19 protein-coding genes are annotated in these 21,625 nt (G+C 33.1%); 14 read left to right on the plus strand and 5 right to left on the minus strand.

From position 1 onward, the window contains the following. From CIGNP103_RS05190 to rsmH, 3 genes are all read right to left on the minus strand, one after another. Positions 1 to 1,743 (minus strand): FUSC family protein (locus CIGNP103_RS05190; RefSeq protein ID WP_086268704.1); only part of this gene is annotated, 1,743 nt, incomplete at its 3' end. Further along, positions 1,743 to 2,024 carry a hypothetical protein gene (locus tag CIGNP103_RS05195; RefSeq protein WP_086268705.1) on the minus strand — a complete coding sequence of 94 codons (282 nt, stop codon included), beginning with the start codon at positions 2,022 to 2,024 and terminating at the stop codon, positions 1,743 to 1,745. The genes CIGNP103_RS05195 and CIGNP103_RS05190, both read right to left, overlap by 1 nt. Further along, positions 2,021 to 2,944 carry a 16S rRNA (cytosine(1402)-N(4))-methyltransferase RsmH gene (rsmH, locus tag CIGNP103_RS05200; protein ID WP_086268706.1) on the minus strand — a complete coding sequence of 308 codons (924 nt, stop codon included), beginning with the start codon at positions 2,942 to 2,944 and terminating at the stop codon, positions 2,021 to 2,023. Before rsmH ends, CIGNP103_RS05195 begins: the two co-directional genes overlap by 4 nt. 107 nt (positions 2,945 to 3,051) lie before the next feature. Here rsmH and CIGNP103_RS05205 point away from each other — a divergent pair, with 107 nt between their 5' ends. The 6 genes from CIGNP103_RS05205 to gltS all read left to right on the plus strand — a co-directional run bounded on the left by CIGNP103_RS05205 (position 3,052) and on the right by gltS (position 10,007). Beyond that, positions 3,052 to 3,630, plus strand: a complete 579-nt coding sequence (locus tag CIGNP103_RS05205; RefSeq protein ID WP_086226298.1) for a class II aldolase and adducin N-terminal domain-containing protein — start codon at positions 3,052 to 3,054, stop codon at positions 3,628 to 3,630. 106 nt (positions 3,631 to 3,736) lie between these two features. Continuing rightward, positions 3,737 to 5,209 (plus strand): peptidylprolyl isomerase, encoded by a 1,473-nt coding sequence (locus CIGNP103_RS05210; RefSeq protein WP_086241022.1) that lies wholly within the window; start codon positions 3,737 to 3,739, stop codon positions 5,207 to 5,209. A gap of 2 nt (positions 5,210 to 5,211) precedes the next feature. Continuing rightward, complete coding sequence (ftsA, locus tag CIGNP103_RS05215) at positions 5,212 to 6,648, plus strand: cell division protein FtsA (RefSeq protein WP_086235898.1); 1,437 nt, start codon at positions 5,212 to 5,214, stop codon at positions 6,646 to 6,648. A 13-nt stretch (positions 6,649 to 6,661) separates the two neighbouring features. Next, a complete protein-coding gene (gene ftsZ / locus CIGNP103_RS05220) occupies positions 6,662 to 7,849 on the plus strand; it encodes a cell division protein FtsZ (protein WP_086224826.1) in 1,188 nt (395 codons plus the stop codon). A 163-nt stretch (positions 7,850 to 8,012) separates the two neighbouring features. Continuing rightward, positions 8,013 to 8,663 carry a hypothetical protein gene (locus CIGNP103_RS05225; protein ID WP_086241023.1) on the plus strand — a complete coding sequence of 217 codons (651 nt, stop codon included), beginning with the start codon at positions 8,013 to 8,015 and terminating at the stop codon, positions 8,661 to 8,663. Between the two features lie 141 nt (positions 8,664 to 8,804). Beyond that, complete coding sequence (gene gltS, locus CIGNP103_RS05230; RefSeq protein ID WP_086241024.1) at positions 8,805 to 10,007, plus strand: sodium/glutamate symporter; 1,203 nt, start codon at positions 8,805 to 8,807, stop codon at positions 10,005 to 10,007. Here gltS and CIGNP103_RS05235 read toward each other — a convergent pair. Then, a complete protein-coding gene (locus CIGNP103_RS05235) occupies positions 10,000 to 11,907 on the minus strand; it encodes a bifunctional C40 family peptidase/M15 family metallopeptidase (protein ID WP_086268707.1) in 1,908 nt (635 codons plus the stop codon). The genes gltS and CIGNP103_RS05235 overlap by 8 nt on opposite strands. A gap of 53 nt (positions 11,908 to 11,960) precedes the next feature. Between CIGNP103_RS05235 and CIGNP103_RS05240 the strand changes: the two genes are divergently transcribed. Further along, the gene (locus tag CIGNP103_RS05240; protein ID WP_086268708.1) at positions 11,961 to 13,274 is read left to right on the plus strand and encodes an ATP-dependent DNA helicase; all 1,314 of its coding nucleotides are present in this window, start codon (positions 11,961 to 11,963) and stop codon (positions 13,272 to 13,274) included. Then, positions 13,271 to 13,729 (plus strand): hypothetical protein, encoded by a 459-nt coding sequence (locus tag CIGNP103_RS05245; RefSeq protein ID WP_086235903.1) that lies wholly within the window; start codon positions 13,271 to 13,273, stop codon positions 13,727 to 13,729. Before CIGNP103_RS05240 ends, CIGNP103_RS05245 begins: the two co-directional genes overlap by 4 nt. A gap of 8 nt (positions 13,730 to 13,737) precedes the next feature. On the opposite strand, the gene lolA is transcribed toward CIGNP103_RS05245, so the two are convergent. Further along, a complete protein-coding gene (lolA, locus tag CIGNP103_RS05250) occupies positions 13,738 to 14,253 on the minus strand; it encodes a LolA-like outer membrane lipoprotein chaperone (RefSeq protein ID WP_086228147.1) in 516 nt (171 codons plus the stop codon). A gap of 119 nt (positions 14,254 to 14,372) precedes the next feature. Between lolA and secA the strand changes: the two genes are divergently transcribed. From secA to CIGNP103_RS05280, 6 genes are read left to right on the plus strand one after another with little or no spacing between them, the layout of a single operon-like run. Continuing rightward, positions 14,373 to 16,928 (plus strand): preprotein translocase subunit SecA, encoded by a 2,556-nt coding sequence (secA, locus tag CIGNP103_RS05255; protein ID WP_086252344.1) that lies wholly within the window; start codon positions 14,373 to 14,375, stop codon positions 16,926 to 16,928. Beyond that, positions 16,928 to 18,118: an ABC transporter permease gene (locus CIGNP103_RS05260; RefSeq protein ID WP_086224818.1), complete on the plus strand. Its 1,191-nt coding sequence runs from the start codon at positions 16,928 to 16,930 to the stop codon at positions 18,116 to 18,118. Before secA ends, CIGNP103_RS05260 begins: the two co-directional genes overlap by 1 nt. 58 nt (positions 18,119 to 18,176) lie before the next feature. Continuing rightward, entirely contained in the window at positions 18,177 to 19,073 is an 897-nt protein-coding gene (locus tag CIGNP103_RS05265; protein ID WP_086224817.1) for a branched-chain amino acid ABC transporter permease, read from the plus strand. After that, the gene (locus CIGNP103_RS05270; protein WP_086252345.1) at positions 19,074 to 20,117 is read left to right on the plus strand and encodes a branched-chain amino acid ABC transporter permease; all 1,044 of its coding nucleotides are present in this window, start codon (positions 19,074 to 19,076) and stop codon (positions 20,115 to 20,117) included. Continuing rightward, complete coding sequence (locus CIGNP103_RS05275; RefSeq protein ID WP_086252346.1) at positions 20,114 to 20,878, plus strand: ABC transporter ATP-binding protein; 765 nt, start codon at positions 20,114 to 20,116, stop codon at positions 20,876 to 20,878. Before CIGNP103_RS05270 ends, CIGNP103_RS05275 begins: the two co-directional genes overlap by 4 nt. Then, on the plus strand, positions 20,875 to 21,570 hold the full coding sequence (locus CIGNP103_RS05280) for an ABC transporter ATP-binding protein (RefSeq protein WP_086224814.1): 696 nt from the start codon (positions 20,875 to 20,877) through the stop codon (positions 21,568 to 21,570). Before CIGNP103_RS05275 ends, CIGNP103_RS05280 begins: the two co-directional genes overlap by 4 nt. The last annotated feature ends 55 nt before the right edge of the window (positions 21,571 to 21,625 follow it).

Consider the following 21,625-nt stretch of genomic DNA (forward strand, 5'->3'; position numbering starts at 1 on the left):
AGTAATTAGTTTATTTGATTGTTTGAGTGAATCGGTATAAACTTTAAGATTACTAAGTAGCGAGCTAATATCATGAAGATTTTTATAAATTTCAAGATATCGCTTTAACTCTTTGTTTCTATCGCTTTGGGTAATTGTGTTGTGATAATTGGTAAGGCTATTTGATATCGCATTTTGTTCTATTGAAAATCTGCCTTGGATAACGCTATTACTAAGATTTTTAAATTTAGGTAAAAGATTGATATAGCTATTACTAAGCTTGATCTCATTAGTATGGCGAAATAGTATAAATGCTGCGACAAATGATAGGATAAATCCAATTAAAATATCGATAATTCTAATATATACTACGCTTATTGCATTACCTAAAATAAGAGAATATACCATAGTAAATGCACACATAAAAGCTGCCATAGCATAGGCTGGTGGAAAATTTTTAAAATAAAAGGCTAGAAAAATACAAACTACACAAAATAGAGCAAATAGATTCTCATTTACTACTATATGAATTAAAACAAATGCTAATGTAATGCCAATTAATGCACCTTTTATATTGGCAATTCCAGTAATTTTAGTCATATATGAGCTATCTTTGCTCATGCTTATTACACCAATTGCGATCCAAACTCCATTATGTACATCACCAAAACTAGCGATGATAATAGCAATGCTTACACCAATAGCTAGGCGTAAGGAATTTTGTACTATTGGATTATGTAAAGTTATATCTTTTATTGCCTTTTTTAGACTCTTTTTTTCTTTAAATTCAAGAGCAATTTTATCTTCACCGCCATCTTTTATTAGTTCAAATTTGGAGTATAAAACCTCTAAAGATGCCTTAAAAATCTCATAATCACTTTGCCTGGCTAATTTAAGAGCATCTATTTTTAATATGCTGTTTTTATCTATAAATATATTTTTTAATTGAATTAAATTGTTTGTAATTTCGCTATTTAGAGCATTTAATAAATTTGGATTTTTTATAGATTTAAAATACCTTTGCATAGCAACAAGTAGATGATAAATATCTTCTAATTTATATAGGTAAAAAATTGCCCGTGAGTGGTGAATGATTAGGCGAGCATCTTTTATAGTGGAGCTTTTATGGGTAAATACTTTTTTAATTTCGTTGATATGCTCATCGCATTGTTTAGCTAAATTTAAAAATTCCTTATCACTAATATTTTGGCTCATATTAATTAAATCATCAAGCACCATTGTGCAAGATTTTTTAGTAAATTTACCATATGTGCCAAAGCGTGTAAGCCTAAAAGCAATAGCAATTATACTCCCAGCTATAAAGCTTTCTAAAGAGTCTGCAAGATTCCAGCTAGATTGGTTTGAAGCAATGATAGTAAGAAGCCCAGTAGCATTTACAATTGTAAGTATTTTATTTAAATTTTGATTAAAAAGAGTGCTAAACCCTACAAACATCATCCAAATTAGCGTAAAAAAGCAAAATAGCCAGCTAAATTTAAAAATAGTACTTACAAATAAAATTGCAAAAATTCCAAGTATAATATATAATAAGAAGTAGTAAATTTTAATTTTTGTGCTACCATCAAGAGAAGCTAAAAAAAATATTATCATAGATGAATTTGCAGCATATACCATTCCTAAAAATCCACCAAAAAAATTCCCCGCAAAGCCGCAGATTAAGATTGATATAGTTGCCTTAATTGAGTAATTTAGCGCAAACCACGATGGGTCGTAGTGGTTTAGAAATTTAACCACTTTTTGCATTAGTCGCTCATATTATCTATAATTTGATTTTTATATCTTATAAATTCCAAATCTCTTTTTAGTAGTTTATGTTCTTCTTTTAGTACATTTAGCTTACTTTTTAGTTCGGCAATATCTTTGCTAGTATAGTAAATTTCATTACTAAAATATACTTTTGGTATAGTAATTATAAGAATAATAAATAAAATTATATATCCAATAATTAATCTCTTAAAGCTTAAATTCTCTTCATTTTTAACTCTACGAGTGTTGCTTTGGAGTAGGTTTTCTTTATCAGTCATCTTTGCCTCTTGATATCAAAGATTCTCATTTTTGAACATGCTGACCTTGAGTTTGCTTTTATCTCTTGAGCACTTGGCGTGATTGGCTTTTTGGTGATAATTTTGCCAATAGAATGGTTATTGCCACACTCGCAGCGCATAGCCTCAGATGGACATATACAACTTGATTGCCAAGATTTAAATTTATCTTTTATTATTCTATCTTCAAGTGAGTGAAAGCTTATTATTGCTACTCTTGCGTGATTTATGGCTGAGTTTTGGATCGAATTTAATAACTCTTTTAGCACATCTAGTTCTTTATTTACCTCTATTCTAATTGCTTGAAATGCTAAAGTAGATATACTTACAGATCGATTTTGTAAATTTGAATTGCCAATGATTTGGACTAGTTCTTTAGCTGAGCTTATTTCTTTATTTTGCCTAGCAATAATAATTTTATTAGCTATACTCTTAGCATTTGGTAGCTCGCCATATTCATAAAATATCTTTTCAAGTTGAGATTGACTATAATTATTTACTATAGTTTTTGCATCAAGCTGATTTGAGCTATCCATTCTCATATCAAGAATATCGCTTTTAAGGGCAAATCCACGTTCATTTAAATCTAATTGAAGTGAGCTAACGCCGATATCAGCTAGAATAGCTCTTATATTTTCTTGTGGAATTTTTTGTAAAATTTGGCTAAAGTTGCTTTTGTAGATTTGAATTCTATCTGTGTAATTTTTAAATTTATTCGTGCAATAAGAGATCGCCATATCATCTTGGTCACAGGCTATTATTTTGATATTTGGCAAGGTATCAAGCAAAGCTTTTGAGTGACCACCATAGCCTAGCGTGCAATCTAATATAACACCATCATTAATATCTCTAAAAGCTTCAACAACTTCGTTAAGTAAAACAGGAATATGGATAGAATTCAAAAGTTTGCCTTTAATAAATTTAGCAAAAATTTTATCATAAATTTAATGAATAGAGCCTTATAATTTGGTATAATGTTGTAATTTTTGTGCAAATTTTAGGAAGAGTTATGAATATAGAGTATTCAATCAGCGAGATTAAAAAAATCTCAGCATCGATGTTTAAAAAGAATTTTCTAGGTATTTTTCACGGCTCAATATCGGCAAGAATTGAGCATAATCAATTTGTTATTAATAAAAAAGATGCGATTTTTGATGGACTAAATGATAATGATTTGACACTTTTATATTCTAAAAAAGATTATAGATGGAATGATGCAAGCATAGATGCTGATATCCATCTAAATATCTACAAAAATATAGCTGAGGCAAAATACGTCTGCTATTCAATGCCACCATTTATTACTGCTTATAGCATAAATCATTCATTTTTGGAGCCAAAAGATTATTTTGGCTATATGAAATTTGGTAATATTTTTATTTATGATCCAAAAAGATTTGATGATTGGTATGAAAGAGCGCCATCAGAAATTTATCGCTATATGATAGAAAAGCGTACAAATATCGTAGTTATCAAAGGTTATGGAGTTTATCTTTATGAAAGAACTGCACATGATTTGGCTAAATCAATAGCGCTTTTAGAAAATAGCTGCAAACTATTAAATTTTTCAAATGGATTTGCAAGTTGATTTTTGGGTAAATTAACTTTAAGAAAAATTTGATTTTAATGTTGATTTTAAGGTAATTTAAAAGCAATTTTTGCTAAAATAAAGCCTTTAGAAAAAAGGTGATTTGATGATAACTTGGATGCAAAAACACAAGAAATATTTAGTTGTTACGATTTGGGTTAGCACTATAGCTTTTGTTGGTGCTGGATTTGTAGGTTGGGGTGCCTATGATATGAATACCAATCGTGCTAAATCGGTAGCTAAAGTTGGAAATAGAAATATTTCAATTGGTGAATTTCAACAAAAATATGGTACTATGTATGAGTATTATATCAATGCTTCTAATGGCAAATTTAGCAAAGAACAAGCCGAACAAATGGGGCTTGATAAGATTGTATTGCAACGATTAATCCAAGATAATATTATGTTAAGTTATGCTGATGAACTAGGGTTAAGCATCTCTGAGGAAGAGATAATTTTAGCTTTAATGAGTGATGCTAGTTTTTTGACTGATGGCAAATTTGATAAAACAAAATACGAAAATGCATTAAAACAGGCTAGAATTTCACCAAAAGATTATGAACAAAATTTAGCTAATAGTCTGTTACTGAAGAAGCTTTTTAGTGCTATTAGAGTTGATGTTAGCGATAAAGATTTAGATATGTTAGCAGCTAGCTACTTTATGCAAGATAAGGTATCTGCGCAGATTATTTCCCTAGATAGAAATAGTATAAAAGTAGATGAAAATGAGCTAAAATCAATCTGGGAAAAAAATAAAGATAAATATCTAACCCAGACAAAATACAATCTCAAAGGCAAATTCATCCCAAAAGTTGTAAGCGATGAGAATTTAACCTTATTACAAGAGTATTATGAAGAAAATAGAGCTCAGTATAGAGATGGATTTGATAAAATTTTAAGCTTTGAAGCGGCAAAAGAGCGTGTAAAAGATGATTACGATATGAGACAAACAAGAAAATTAGCCTTAAGCGAATATCTAAAAGCCAAAAAAGGTGAAGTGGAGCTTGAATTTGATCTAATTGCCTTAGATGATGATTATGAATTTGAAGCACAAGAGCTGAAAAATACTCAAATCGGCGAATATATAAAGCCAGTTAAATATAGAATGAACTATCAAGACGGATATCTGATATCAAGATTGGATTCTAAAGATTTGCCAAAGCCTATGAATTATGAAGAGGCTAGAGAGTTAATAATAGATGAGTATATAGATAATAAACTAAAAGATAGCCTAGAGATTAAGGCCAAGAGAGCTTTAGATAATTTTAGTGGTAAAGATATTGGATTTGTATCTAGGGATTCTATGCCGCAGATTGATGGATTAAATGAAAATGAAGTGAGTGAGTTTATAAATTCAATCTTTGCAAGAAATGTAAAAGATGGCTATATAATTGTAGGTAATAAAGCTATAATATATAAGATCACAGATCAAAAATTAGCAAATGCTAATGATATATCGCAATATGAAAATTTATTAAGCAATAGTGCTTATAATATTAAAAATGAACAGCTAATAGATGATTTACTCTCATCACTTCAGCATAGATATAAGATAGAACAATATTACAAAGGTCAGTAGTCGTGGGAACTAAAATTTTAGGTATTGATATCGGTTCTACGCAGATTTGCGCTGTGATGGTAGAACACGAGCCAAGGTCATTAGAAAATACTATAAAAGTTATCGGTATGGGAACTATCAAATCCCAAGGACTAAAAAAGGGCTCAATCACAAATATCGAATTAGCTTCAAATTCTATAAAATCAGTCGTAAGCAGCGTAGTACGGACAGCTGGAATTAAATTTGATAAAGTTATAGTCTCAATATCTGGTAAAGATGCAAAAAATATTAATTGTAAAGATGTGGTAAATATTCCTGAAAAAGAAGTAACAATCAAGCAGATTGAGCGCGCTATTAGTTCAGCTGAATATAAGGTAAAAATTCCACACGATTATGAAATTTTGCATACTTTACCATATAATTTTAAAGTAGATGAACAAGACAATATAGAAGATCCACTTGGTATGAATGGTACTAGGCTAGAGGTGCAAGCTCATATCATTGCTGTGCAAAAATCCGCTATTATGAATTTACGAAAAGCGATAGAAAAAGCTGGATTAAAAGCTGATAATATTGTATTATCCGGATATGCTTCGGCAATTTCTACATTAAATGAAGATGAAAAAGCTTTAGGTACAGTATTAATTGATCTAGGTGGTTCTAGCTGTAATATGGTGATTCACTCAGGAAATTCAATTAGATATAATGATTTTTTATCAGTTGGAAGTTTAAACATAACCACTGATATATCTACAGTACTTCACACTCCACCAGCAGTAGCTGAAGAAGTAAAAATAAAATATGGCACATTAAAGCCTAGAAGTAACGAGCTAATAGTATTGCCTGATTTAGGAGATGAGAACTCTAGTCACGAAGTAGATATTAGTGTAATAATAAATGTTATATATATGCGTGTTGAAGAGGCTTTAATGATACTTGCTAAGATGCTTAGCGAGAGTGGATATAAAGAGTATGCTTCAGCCGGTATTGTGCTAACTGGTGGTATGGCTAAGATAGAAGGGCTTAGAGAGTTAGCTACTGCAATATTTGATAATATGCCTGTTAGAATTGCTAGACCAAGAGAGTTTAGCGGTTCTATTGATGTCTTTCAAGACCCAGCAAATTCATGCGCAATTGGACTTTGTCTATATGGTGCTGGATATTTTACTCCATATGAAATAGACTCTGAGCGAAAGCTACGCCACAAAGATGAGATAGTATTAAGACCAAATCCATTTGTGGAAACTAAAGAATTTGATGAGCATATCCCGCAGACTATTCCAAGTAATAATTCAGCTAATTTTGATGATGTTATGCCTAAAGTTCAGCCTAAGCAAAAAATGGAACTAGATCTTAAAATTGATGATAATGGCGACAAAGATGTCCTAAAAGAGAATATTGCCCTAGAAAAGGTCAATTCTGTCTCTAAATTTATGAACTATTTAAAAAATTTATTTTAAAAAGGGGCTTGTGATGAGTGGTTTTACAGTAGAAGAGAAACAAAATGTTTATGGTGCAAAGATTAAGGTTGTAGGTGTCGGCGGCGGCGGCGGTAATATGATTAATCATATCATTAGAGAAGGTATACATAACGAAGATGGTATGAAAACTGTGGATTTAATTGTAGCCAACACAGATGCGCAAGCACTTGATAGTTCAGCAGCCCCAAATAAAATTCAACTAGGTGAGAAAAAAACTAGAGGCTTAGGTGCTGGTATGCAACCAACTGTAGGCAAAGAGGCTGCAATGGAGAGTTATGAAGATATTAAAACAACATTAGAAAATTCTGATATTGTATTTATCGCTTCTGGATTTGGCGGTGGTACCGGTACTGGCGCAGCTCCTATTGTAGCTCAAGCTGCTAAAGAGATTGGTGCGCTAACTATTGCTGTAGTAACTACCCCATTTAAATTTGAAGGTAGCAAGAGAATGCGCTTAGCAGTTGAGGGTATAAACGAGCTTAAAAAAGAGTGCGATAGCGTAGTAGTTGTACCAAATGAGAAATTAAGTAATATAGTAGATAGAAAAGCTGGAATTAAAGATAGCTTTAAAATTGTAGATAGTATTTTAGCGCGTGCAGTAAATGGTATGAGTTCAATCGTTCTTAGTCATGGTGAGAGTGATATTAATCTTGACTTTGCTGATGTAAAAACTGCTATGAGTCATAGAGGTCTATCACTTATGGGGGTAGGAGAAGCTCAAGGTGATGGCGCAGCTCAAGAAGCCTTAAAATCAGCTATGCAATCTCCATTATTAGATGATATGGATATAAAAGGTGCGATGGGTGCTATTGTACATTTTACCATTCATCCAGATTGTCCAATGAGCGATATGACTGAGGCGATGGAGATTATTGAAGCAGCTGCTGATCCTGATGCAGATATATTCTGGGGTACAAAATGTGATATAAATATGCCAGTTGATAAAGTTTTAGTAACTTTAGTAGCTACTGGTTTTTCAGATAGCAATGTAGCTAAACTTCAACCATCTACCGCTACTGCTAATGCAACTACAGTAGCAGCTACTAAAGAGAGTACTCCAGTAAAAGCTGAAGAGCCAAAAGAGAGTATATTTAGTTATCGTAGAGTTTCAGGTTTGGATTTAAATATTAGTAGCGATGATTTAGATATTCCAACAATTAGTCGTCACCAATTAGATTAATAAATTTAGCCCCTTTATTGGTGGTCAAGCTTAAATTTGGCCACCAACTCTTAAATCTATCTTTTATTTATAACTTAAATTTAACTACAAATTCCAAAATCTACCTTTTATTTAAGCTAAACTGAATATAATTATAAATCTAATTTAAATTTAAGGTGGTAACATGGAAATTACACTCAATTTTTACTCCACTAATTATATTTACCAAACTAGCATAGCTATAGTAACCACTCCATTTAAATTTAAAAATAGTGAACAAATTCAACTTGTTACTAAAAATATTAATGAGCTTAAAAAAATGTGCGATGGCGTTGTAGTTATCTCAAATGAGAAATTAAGTGATATCACAGATAGTAAAGCTGACCCAAAAGATAACATTGAATCATTTGATACTATTTTAGCGAGTGCAGTCAATGGTATAAGCTCTATATTTCTTAGTCATAGTGAGTACGATATCAATATTGATTTTGTTGATATTATAACCATTATGAGTAGTGTAGAATGTTTCTTGACGGGTATTGGTGAGGCTCAAGGCGAGAAGGCAGCTCAAGAAGCCTTAAAATCAGCTATGCAATCTCCGCTTTTAGGTGGTATAGATATAAAAGGCACAATGGGCGCTATAGTTAATTTTACTATACATCCTGATTGTCCGATGAGCGATATAGCCGAAGCTATGGAAATTATAGAAGCAGTTGCTGATCCTAATGCTGATATATTCTGGAGTACAAAATGCGATGTAACTATGCCGATTGATAAGGTTTTGGTAACCTTAATGGTTGCTGACTTTTTTGATAATGTATTTAAACTCCAATAAAAAGATCTCTAGCTAAGGCATGGGAATAGATATTAGTAGTGAGAATTTGGGTATTGGCTATTATCAAAAATTCTCATAAATGCTTTATTGTTTAAATAAATTAAATATAATAGGTATTAATATTAAATTTTAAGGATTTAAATGGAAATTACACTCAATTTTTACTCCACTCTTTGTGCGATGGTTTTTGTTTTGTTATTAGGTACTTTCATCATCAAACATGTTAAATTCCTAAGAGTTTATAATATTCCTGAGCCAGTTGTGGGTGGGATTATTGTGGCTATTTTGTTATTTATAGCTAATAAATATATTGGGATTAGCTTTAATTTTGATGGTTCGCTTAAAGATCCATTAATGCTTGCCTTTTATGCTACTATCGGTCTTAGTGCGGATTTCGCCTCTTTTAAAAAGGGTGGAAAGGTAATTATCGGATTTTTATTTATTGTAACTGGATTATTGATTTTACAAAATTTAGCCGGTATCGGTGTGGCTTTGGCAATGGGTGAAAATCCTATTATAGGGATGCTATCAGGATCTATCACAATGAGTGGTGGGCATGGTACGGGTGCAGCGTGGGCGGCTGAGTTTATCAAAGAGCCTTATAACTACGCTCCAGCTATGGAAGTAGCGATGGCGGCGGCTACATTTGGTTTGATAGCAGGCGGAATCATAGGTGGGCCTGTGGCTAGATATTTGGTTGTGAAAAACAGTCTAAGCGGACATCACTTAGAAGAAAAGGTCGATCCAACTCTTTTTGAAAAGCCTGAAAAACGAAGATTGATAACATCTTCTTCATTTGTGGAGTCTTTGGCGTTGATTGCTATATGTTTGCTAGTGGGGACTGAGCTTAAAAAAATTGTTACATTTGTAACTATGCCTACATTTGTTTGGTGTTTGCTTACTGGTGCTGTGCTTAGAAATATCCTATCAGCAACCAAAATTCACACAGTATTTGATCGTGAAGTCTCTGTGATTGGCAATGTGAGTTTATCTCTATTTTTGGCATTTGCTTTGATGACTATCAATATAGCTCAACTTATCTCACTAGCACTTCCAATGCTAACAATTCTTATAGTTCAAATTATCCTTATGATATTATATGTTATATTTATCACTTTTAGATTTTGTGGTAAGAATTATGATGCGGCTGTGCTATCGGCTGGGCATTGTGGATTTGGTCTTGGTGCTACGCCTACGGCACTCGTAAATATGCAAACGGTAACAAAACATTATGGCCCAAGCCATATGGCTTTTATCGTTATTCCATTGGTTGGGGCGTTTTTCATAGATATTATAAATGCCTTTATAATTTCAGCAATGATGGGATTGCCTATATTTAATTAATCCCTAAGGCGGCAAATTCGGGGCGATACTCAAAATGCATTGTATCAAAATGCTCCCATCTGCCGCCCCAGATAAATCCATTTTTTTCAAATATCTCTACTATTTTATATGGAATTTTGTTTTGATAGCCATCTTTACTCCATAGCCAGTAGTGGCTATTTGCTACATTTATATCTATAGCGATTCCCCAGCTATGCGGTGATAGTCTGTTGGTTTGGGCTATATTTCTATATTTAAATGTTCCACCAATATCTTGAAGATAGATAATCAAATTTGGCTCATTTTTTACCAATATATCAAGCTCATCGCTGACTTTTTGTAGTGCTTTGGCTGCGCCATTGATGGAGTTGAATTTGATCTTTTGGTTTAGGCTATTTTTTAGCCAGATTACTTCACTTAGATTAGCCTCTACTGCTTCTTTGCTATCGCCATAAATTGCGTTAAAAAACTGCTCGTTTCTTATCCGTCCAGCGTCTATTAATTGAGAGTTTAAAGGCTTTAAAAGCGGGTAGTTTAGAGCAAACATATCTTTTATACTTGGGTTATTTAAAATATCGCTACTACCTATCTCATATGGCATATATGAGTTGTTGGCAAATATTATATTATTGTTTTGAAATTTGATATTATAACTATTTTGTAGGGCTAGTTTTGGATTTGGGGTTAAGATATTCATAGACTCTACAAGGCTTAATAAAAGCGCTTTTATATCACTTCTATCCTTGCCAATCTCGATATCAGTTATAGCTGTGCGACCTATGATTGCTCTAGAGTTGTTTTTGGTTTTTAAACCCCATGAAGCGTGAGTAACGCTGATTTTGCCATCTACTACGCCGGTGTAGAGCATGATATGGCCACGCATATACAAAAGCGTAGCATAAGGCATGCCAAATTCAACTATTTTGGCCTTTTTGGCTTCATCTGATAACTCTTTTAAATCTATTATTTGAGCGATTTGGGATTGTTGTTTGGAGTTTCGTGGTAGCCAAATTCCAAAACTAGCAAAATAGTCTTTGGTAAAAGCAGAGCAATCTCTAAGCTCATCGAGTCCGCCCCAGCCGTAATTCATCCCTATCATCTCATTTAATATTAGTTTAGCGTTTTTGGAGTTTAGCTCTAAATTTATAGTGGCGATATCTTGGCTGATTTTATAGCCTTGTGGGGTGATGAAGTTGCCATTTTCAATCTTTGTATATGGGACTAGGCCGCCGATTCTTGAGTAAAATAGAAATTTATTAGATTGATCTTTTATAGCGACTCTATCTTTGATAAATATGCCAAATTTGGATTTTCTAAACTCATTAGCCTCTTTTTTGTTTAGAATCTTGATATCGTTACTGGCTACAAAGCCGGTAAATGAGTCGCTTTGGATAAATGCCCACGCACCATCAAGGCTAAAATGTGATACCAAAACTGGATGAAAGGCTTCTAAATTTGAATCTTGTAAGTAATCAAATGGATATCCCTCGCCTGGCCTACTATCCAAAAATAGTCTCTCTTTGGTAGGAAAACTCCTAACGGCGGTATCTCTAAGGATTATTGCAGGTTTTAAAACTCTTTTATAAGCTGCGAAATTCGCATTTTGTCTGTGTCTATCAAACCACTCTTGATCACGCAAGATATGGCTCTCTCCATAATATTTTTGCTTATCATAAGTGTAGGTATTAAACGCCCACATAGCCTCATTTATATCCACATCAAATCCGCTATCCCAAACGCTAAAATATCTATTGATTAATTCATTATTATTTGATTTGAAGTTTAGAGTGGTATCAGGTAGGATATTTGCACTTTGATTAAAATCCAAATCAAGCCTTAAATTTAACTCATTTAGCGTATAGCTCTGTTTAGCGCAGCCCAAAAATATAAAAATTATTAGAAATAGTAGTGAATTTTTCATCTTTATCCTTAATATTTTTTGGGTATAATTCTAACAAAAATAGGATAAATAGTTTGTTAAATTGTATTATAGAGCTTCTTAGGGATAATAATCTATTTTTAACTGGTGGTGGCGGAGTAGGCAAGAGCTATACCACCAAAGAGATTATGCGAATTTATAAAGATAATGGTAAGAATATTGTAGCACTTGGTAGCACTGGGATTAGTGCTGTTGGGATCGGTGGGGTGACTATACATAGCTTTTTTAAATTTGGGCTTTGTGCTAATCATATGGAGCTAAAAGCTCTTGATCTTAAGCAAAAATCAAAGTTAAAAGAGTTATTTGATATTATCAAAAATATCGATCTTTTGATAATTGATGAGATATCTATGGTAAGTGCTGAATTGATGGAGATGATATCTTTGCGTCTGATGCAGGGTGAATTTAAAGGGCGGCTTATGGTTGTAGGGGATTTTTATCAGCTCCCACCTATTAAACGCCAAAAAGATGATATGACATTAATAAAATTTAACTATGCATTTGACTCGACAGCTTGGTATAATTTTAAATTTAAAAATATTGAATTGGTAATATCTAAGCGTACATCAGATACTCAGTTTTATTCTATGCTTTCACGCATTAGACTAGGAAATATTGATGCTGAAATTTACAAAAAACTAAGCTCAAAAATTACAAATGAGATTGCCAAAGATAGCGTAATTTTATATGGTAGAAATGCTGAAGCTGATGCATTAAATGCTAAAAAATTAGCCCAGATTCCAAATCAGCTTGAAACTATAAGTGCAAGTGGTAGAGTTTATGATGAGACACTGCAAAACGATGCTTATACTAAATGGATAAATAATCTAAATGTCTTAAGTGAGCTTAAGATAAAAATTGGTGCTAGAGTTATGTTTTTATGTAATAAATGGGGCGAGTATTATAATGGCGAACAAGGCATTATCAAAAATATTAATAAAGATGATAATGGCGTGGTAGTTAGCATAAGTGTACTAAAAGATAGCGGAAATATAGCCGATGTAGAGCCATTTACATATTCACTTTTTGAGTATGAAAAAGATGATGAAGGCGGTATAAAAGAGAAATTGCGGGCTGAATTTACTCAGTTTCCACTAAAATTAGCCTACGCTATTACAATCCATAAATCACAAGGTATGAGTATAAGGCGTTTGGTATGTGATTTAAATAATATTTTTGCTAATGGACAGCTTTATGTAGCACTATCACGAGCAATTAGCTGGAATGATTTAAGTATAATTTATACACGCAAAAGAGATTTTTACTCATATCTAAAAAGTGTAGTAAATATAGATAAATGCGTAGCTAGGTTTTATGAAAAAGAGAATTTTATAAAGGAAGGAATATGAAAAAAATTTTTATGTTTTGGCTAATTTTATGTGGAATTAGCTTTGGTGATGTGGTGAGTGTAGAGGGGTTTGAGAGTGATTTATACTCCAAATATGATGTAAATAATCTTAAAAAAATATCAATGGATTTAGAGATTATAACTAGAGATGATAATGTGGCAAGAGCGCCTATTTATGATGCTTTAAATATTGTTGTAGGTAGCTTTTATGCTGAAGATATTATGACCTCAAAGGGCAAAGAGAGCTTTAAATCTACTCTAACAAAATATATAGATAAAAAGCACTCTATAACAATCGATGATATATATATCATTAGGCTCAAATTTGTCGATGAAACTAATGTTCAAAAGATTCTTGATGCTATAAGAGATATGCACAACAAGGGTGATTCAACTCAGCCTAATTTGCCAAATTTACCAAAGATTGAAAATCAACTCTTAGATGGTAGATTTTAATAAAAATTTTAATTGCTAATAATATCGTAATTGCTTGGAATTTGTGGCGTTAAAATATCCTTGCTTATTATTTTATCTTTGCTTATTTGGGTAAATTCAATTATAGCTTTATTGCCTAGTTTATCCTCATAAGCAATGAGTTTTGGTAGTGAGTTTTGCGTTATAATATCATAGACTACATCTTCATAAACTGCTTGAAAATTATCATCGCTAAGCTTTTTGGCATTTTTTAGTATTTTAGTGATATCTGGAGAACTTTTTAGGTTAGTAATTATGGCTTGTTCTAATTCTGGTTCTATGATAATAACTTGATTATTGCTAAAATATATTAGTTTTTGCATTGGTGTATTATATTGCCAAAATGCACCAAAATCACTATCAATAGCTAACGACCCAGTATATATTATCTTTTGGTCTTGACTGGTGATAGTTTGAGTAAATTCGCCAATTAAACTTTTAAATGTTAACTCATTAGCTCCAAAAAGATTTAAAGATAGGATAAAAACAAGTATAAATTTTCTCATATTTTGCCTTAAATTTGAGTATTTTAAATAGATGATTTTAGCTAAATTTAGCAAATAAAAGCTTAAATTTAAGGGATTTTTAGATAAAATAGCGACTTATTTTAACTACAGGATATAATATGCTTTCATTCATAGCTAGAAAAATATTTGGAACTAAAAATGATAAAGAGATTAAAAAATATTATAAAAGAGTAGCCAAAATTAATGCCTTAGAATCAAAATATGAAGCCTTAAGTGATGATGAATTAAGGGGCGAATTTATTACTTTGCAAATCTCTTTAATAGATGGTAAGGTTACTAAAGATAGCATATTAAATGATGTTTTTGCTATTGTTAGAGAGGTCTCTAAAAGAGTTTTAAATATGAGACACTTTGATGTGCAACTAATAGGCGGTATGGTTTTAAATGAAGGCAAGATTGCAGAGATGAAAACTGGTGAGGGCAAAACCTTAGTAGCGACTTTGCCGGTGGTGTTAAATGCTATGGATAAAAAAGGGGTTCATGTAGTTACAGTAAATGACTATTTAGCCAAAAGAGATGCTACTCAAATGAGTGCTATATATAATTTTTTAGGCCTTAGTGTTGGTATTATAGTAGGTGGCGAGTATGATGATACAAAGCGTAAAGCCTCATATGATGCTGATATTACATATGGTACAAATAATGAATTTGGCTTTGATTATCTGCGTGATAATATGAAATTTGAACTATCTAGCAAGGTGCAAAGAGAGCATAATTTTGTAATTGTAGATGAGGTTGATAGTATCTTAATAGATGAGGCTAGAACTCCATTGATTATCTCAGGGCCTACTAATCGCACATTAGATGGGTATATAAAAGCTGATGAAGTGGCTAGAGCGATGGTAAAAGGCGAGCCAGCTGCTACACCACAAGATAAGCCAACTGGGGATTTTATAGTAGATGAAAAGAGTAGAACTATAATAATAACTGAGGCTGGAATCGCTAAAGCTGAACAGCTATTTGGTGTAGAAAATTTATATAATTTAGAAAATGCAATCTTAAGCCACCATCTAGATCAAGCTCTTAAAGCTCATAATCTATTTGAAAAAGATGTACACTATGTAGTTCGTGATGAAGGCGTAGTAATTGTAGATGAATTTACAGGAAGACTTAGCGAAGGTAGGAGATTTAGTGAAGGCCTTCATCAAGCCTTAGAGGCCAAAGAGGGTGTAAAAATCCAAGAAGAGAGCCAAACTTTAGCTGATATCACTTTTCAAAATTACTTTAGGATGTATGGAACAATTGCTGGAATGACTGGTACAGCACAGACTGAAGCAGCTGAATTTGCTCAAATTTATAACTTAGATGTAATCTCTATCCCAACTAATCTACCAATTAAAAGAGTTGATAAAGATGATTTAATATATAAGAGTGAAAATGAGAAATTTAAAGCTGTAATAGAAGAGATAAAAATAGCAAATGCTAAAGGTCAGCCAGTGCTAGTAGGTACTGCAAGTATCGAAAAGAGTGAAGTATTTCACAAAATGCTAGTTAAAGAGCGTATAGCTCACTCAGTTTTAAATGCTAAAAACCATGAAAAAGAGGCGCAAATCATTGCCGAAGCTGGAGCCAAAGGTGCTGTAACTATTGCAACTAATATGGCTGGTCGTGGCGTGGATATCAGAATCGATGATGAGGTTAGAGCGCTTGGTGGGTTATATATCATAGGCACAGAAAGGCACGAGAGCCGCCGTATAGATAATCAATTAAGGGGCCGTGCTGGTCGTCAGGGCGATCCTGGTATTAGTAGATTCTATCTAAGCTTAGAAGATAATCTCCTTAGGATATTTGGTAGTGATAAGATAAAAGCTATTATGGAAAGATTAGGTATAGAAGAGGGTGAGAGCATAGAGAGTAGGCTAGTTACTCGTGCTGTAGAGAATGCTCAAAAGAAAGTAGAGAGCTTGCATTTTGAGAGTAGAAAGCATGTCTTAGAGTATGATGATGTAGCAAATGAACAAAGAAAAACTATATATAAATATAGAGATGAGCTACTAGACCCAAATAGCGATCTTAAAGAGAAAATAATCTCAAATAGAGAAGATTTAGTATTAATGATGTTAAGCGAGGCTGATGTTATAGAAGGTGGGTTAAGCGAAGATTTTGATACGAATAGATTAGCTCTTGTGGTAAAAGAAAATAGTCTAATTGATATTGATCCAAATGAGCTTAAAGGTCTTGATTTTAATGAGCTTAAAGGATTGATTATAGATAAATTAGCTGCTGATTATGAGCTAAAGATGTCGCAAATAGATATTGAACAAAGAAAAGGGATTGAAAAATTGCTATATCTTCAAATTTTAGATGCTGCTTGGAGAGAACATCTATATCAAATGGATATCTTAAAAACAGGAATCGGCCTTAGAGGCTATAACCAAAAAGATCCCCTAACAGAGTATAAAAAAGAGAGTTATAATCTATTTATGGAGCTTGTGAGCAAGCTTAAAACAGATAGTGCAAGAGCCTTACAGGTGGTTAAATTTAAAATAGAAGAGCCATCGCAAGAGCCAAAATCTAAAGATATAGAAACGCCAAAAGAGAGCCTAAAAACCGGTAAAAAACCATCTCGCAACTCGCCTTGCCCTTGTGGTAGTGGATTAAAATATAAAGAGTGTTGTGGTAAGAGTGGGCCAAAAATCGGAGTCTTTGCCTAGTGGTTAAGTATCTGCTATTTAAATATCTACGATTTGATAAGTCTCAGCCATTTATCACACTATCGGCGATTTTAGCTTTTTTGGGGGTTAGTGTTGGGCTTATGGTGCTTATAATTGCTATGGCTATAATGAATGGTTTTGATAAAGAATTTGAGCGTAAGCTATTTACTATGAACTATCCAATCACGATTATAAGCTATATGAAAGGCTCTATCGATGATAGCGATGTAGCTAAGCTTAAAGAGCAGTTTAAAGAGCTTAAATTTAGCCCATATATCTCTACTCAAGCTATTGTAAAACATGGCAATAAGCTTGAAGGCGGTCTATTGTTTGGAGTAAATTTTGATTATGAAAAACAGATAAACTCTGTGGTAAAAGAGGCACTTAGCAATACTACTCCAAGTGGTTTTGAAATTCTTCTTGGCAAGGGAATTGCTGATGATTTTGCCCTTTCGCTTAATGAGAAGGTTACTATGCTATTTATGCAGCTTAGTGCTGGCGGGTTAGTATCTATGCCAACGATGAAAAGATTTAATTATGTAGCTAATTTTAGCTCCGGATTAATCGCATATGATAAGGCTTATTCTTATACAGATGTTAATGCTTTGGCTAAAATTTTAGGCTATGAAAGTGGTAGATATGATGGAATTCATATCTACTCAGATAATCCAAAGAGTGATATTGTCAAATTAAATCAAAATCTATCCCCAGGTCAAAGAGCTATTGGATGGTGGGAACAAAATGGTAATTTTTTTAGTGCTTTAGAGCTAGAAAAAAGGGCGCTTTTTATTGTTTTAATGCTTATTATTTTGGTAGCTAGTTTAAATATCATTAGCTCACTTTTGATGACTGTGATGAATCGTCGTCAAGAGATTGCTCTTTTGCTTGCACTTGGTGCTAGTAAAAGCGAGATTAAAAAAAGTTTTTTTGTTCAAGGTGTTGTAATTGGAGGAAGCGGGATAATTTTTGGTCTTATTTTGGGGCTTTTTGGAGTATGGTTGCTAGGTAGCTTTGATATAGTAAATTTACCTGCTGATGTTTATGGAAGCTCAAAATTACCAATGGAGTTAGCTTTAAGTGATTTAGCAATGATTTTGATTGGTGCGATAGTAATTGTTTTGCTATCATCATATTATCCAGCCAAAAAAGCTAGTAATGTAGATATTTTAACTACCTTAAGAAATGAATAAATTTACTTAGAGTTTAGTAGTTTTTGGCACAATATTAGGTTTATGTAGAAGGAAATTTATGGATATTACTCTATTTTTACAGCAGATGGTAAATGGTTTTAGTCTTGGATCCATGTATGCTTTGATAGCTATTGGCTATACTATGGTTTATGGTGTTTTAAGGCTTATTAATTTTGCTCATGGCGATATTATGATGGTTGGGGCATATGTGGCTTTGTTTTGTATGACTAGTATGGCGCTTCCTTTTGGATTTGCTTTACTTTTTGCAGTTGTTGTATCGGCACTTCTTGGTGTTTGTACTGATAAGATTGCTTATAAACCACTTCGCTCAGCTCCTAGAATTTCACTATTAATTACAGCTATTGGTATTAGTTTTTTACTTGAAAATGTGTTTCAAGTAGTGTTTGGTGGCACACCTAGATCATTTAATGTACCTGAGTTTTTTGAACAAGTAGTAAGTATTGGTGCGATTACATTGCCAGTTAGTGCTATTTTTGTACCAGTAATTACAATATTTTTATTAATGATAGTGTTGTATGTGCTTTATAAAACAAAATATGGCATAGCAATTAGAGCGCTTGCTTTTGATATTAGTACAGTTAATTTAATGGGAATTGATGCAAATTTAATCATATCTATTGTTTTTGGACTTGGCTCATCTCTTGCTGCCATTGGCGGTGTATTTTGGGCTATTAATTATCCTAGTATCGATCCATTAATGGGCGTATTAATTGGGCTTAAGGCTTTTGCCGCTGCGGTGCTTGGCGGTATTGGTAGCGTTGGCGGAGCTGTGCTTGGCGGATTTATTATTGGATTTACAGAGGTTGTAGCTGTGGCACTATTTCCAGATCTTGCAGGGTTTAAAGATGCTTTTGCATTTATCTTTTTGATTTTGGTTTTACTATTTAAACCAACTGGAATTTTGGGATATAATTTTGAAAAGAGTAGGTTTTAGATGGCAAGTAGATTTAAATTTTGGTTAGCTATTATTTTAGCAATTGGGTTTTTATTTTTCTGTGATGCGTATCTAGGCGAGTATAGTTTAGGAATTGTAAATAATATTGCTATATTTATTACTCTTGCTATTAGCTATAATCTTATAAATGGAGTTACTGGACAATTTAGTCTTGAGCCAAATGGGTTTGTGGCTGTTGGGGCTTATGTGGCGGCTATTTTGCTTCTTAATGCTGATTCTAAGCTATATCAATTTGATGCAGCTGAGCCATCAAATATTATCTTAGCTATTTATACTAGTAATTTTATTTTAGCAATGTTTGTCAGTGGTGTTTGTGCTACACTTTTAGCTTTACTGCTTGCTATGCCTGTATTTAGAGTTAGGGGTGATTATTTGGCTATTGTTACTTTGGGGTTTGGTTTTATAATTCAACTTTTAGCTGTAAATTTCCCTGCCTTTACAAATGGTTCAATTGGCTTAAATGAGGTTATGAGAGTTGATAGTAATGGAGATTTAAGTCGCTTTACAAATATTTTTTATAGTGGTGGACTAGCTATTTTTGCTACTGTTGTAATTTTAAATTTAGTATATTCTAAATTTGGCCGTGCTATGAAAGCCGTAAGAGATGATGAAGACGCAGCTATGGCTATGGGGATTAATACCTTTGCTACTAAGACTACAGCGTTTTGTGTAAGTGCATTTTTTGAAGGTATGGGTGGAGCTTTACTAGTTGGATTATTAGGTAGTGTTAGTCCTGATCAATTTACATTTATGTTTACATTCTTACTGCTTATTATCATAGTGCTTGGTGGACTTGGTAGTACTACTGGAGCTATTATTGGTACAGTGTTAGTAATTGGTGGTAGTGAGTGGCTAAGATTTTTAGATGAGCCTATGAATATCTTTGGCTATCAAACTGAGGCTTACCCAGGGCTTAGAATGGTTGTATTCTCATTAGTATTAATCTTTGTAATGCTGTTTGCTAGAAAGGGTATTATGGGGCAGATGGAGCTAGGGGATCTATTTAGAGGTAGACGCAAATGATATTAGAACTAAGTAAAATTTGTAAAAATTTTGGTGGTGTAGAGGCTATCAAAGAGACTAGCTTTGGTGTAAAAAGTGGAGAGATTTTTGGGCTTATTGGGCCTAATGGGGCTGGAAAAACTACTATGTTTAATATAATTACTGGAGCCTATGAGCCAAGCAGTGGTGAGATCAAATTTGATGGCAAAAGATTAAATGGAATTAAGCCAAATAAAATTGTAAATTTAGGTATTGCTAGAACATTTCAAAATATTCGTCTTTTTGGTTCTCTTACTGTCTTAGAAAATGTATTAATCGGCTTAAATAGCTCAACAAGATATAGTTTTTTAGAAGCTTGTTTGCATCTTGGTAGATTTGCTAAATCTGAAAGAATAGCCAAAGAGCGCGCTATGGCAATTTTAGAGCGTTTAGGTATTGCTAGATATGCTAATGAATTTGCTAAAAACTTAAGTTACGGAACGCAGCGCAAAGTAGAGATAGCAAGAGCGTTAGCAACTAATCCAAAACTACTTTTACTAGATGAACCAGCAGCTGGTATGAATCCTAGCGAGACTGATGAGTTAGCAAATTTGATATTTGATCTTAGGGCTACTGATGGGTTATCTATTTTATTAATTGAGCATGATATGAAATTTGTAAATCATCTTTGCGATAGGGTTTTGGTGCTTGATTATGGTAGGGTGATTTTTACTGGCTCGCCAGCTGATGCGGTAAAACACGAAGATGTTATAAGTGCTTATTTAGGGGATTTTATACAATGATAGATGTTAGAAATTTGCATGTATATTATGGAATGATTGAGGCTGTAAAGGGGATTAGCTTTTCTGTGCAAACTGGTCAAATAGTAAGCTTAATCGGCTCAAATGGCGCAGGCAAAACTAGCACTCTAAATGCGCTTATAAATTCAGTCAAAAGAAGTGGTGAGATAAATTTTTTAGGCTATGATACTAGCAGACACAAGACTCACACAATCGTAAAGCAAGGTATAGCCTTAGTGCCAGAGGGCAGAAGAGTTTTTATAAATCTAAGCGTAGAAGAAAATCTTAAAATGGGTGCTTTTAATAATGATGAAAACTATGAGCATTTAAAAGAGACTATGTATGATCTATTTCCAAGGCTTAAGCAAAAGCGTGATCAACTTGCTGGAACTCTAAGCGGTGGAGAGGCTCAAATGTTAGCTATATCTAGAGCTTTAATGAGTGAGCCAAAGCTTTTAATGCTTGATGAGCCTAGCCTTGGCCTTGCTCCTAAGATTGTAGGCGAGGTTTTTGATATTATTGAGAGGCTTAAAGAAGAGGGTATTACTATATTATTGGTTGAGCAAAATGCATTTTTAGCCCTTAAAACTAGTGATTATACCTATGTATTAGAAAATGGCCATATCGTTATGGAAGGTGTATCAAAAGATATGATAGGCAATGATGAAATTCGCAAAAGATATCTTGGTGCATAATTGTAAATTTAGATAGATTTAGAGTAAATTTAAGTATAAATTAGGGCGAGTTTCT

This window comes from Campylobacter sp. P0103, assembly GCF_002139545.1.
Lineage (GTDB): Bacteria > Campylobacterota > Campylobacteria > Campylobacterales > Campylobacteraceae > Campylobacter > Campylobacter devanensis.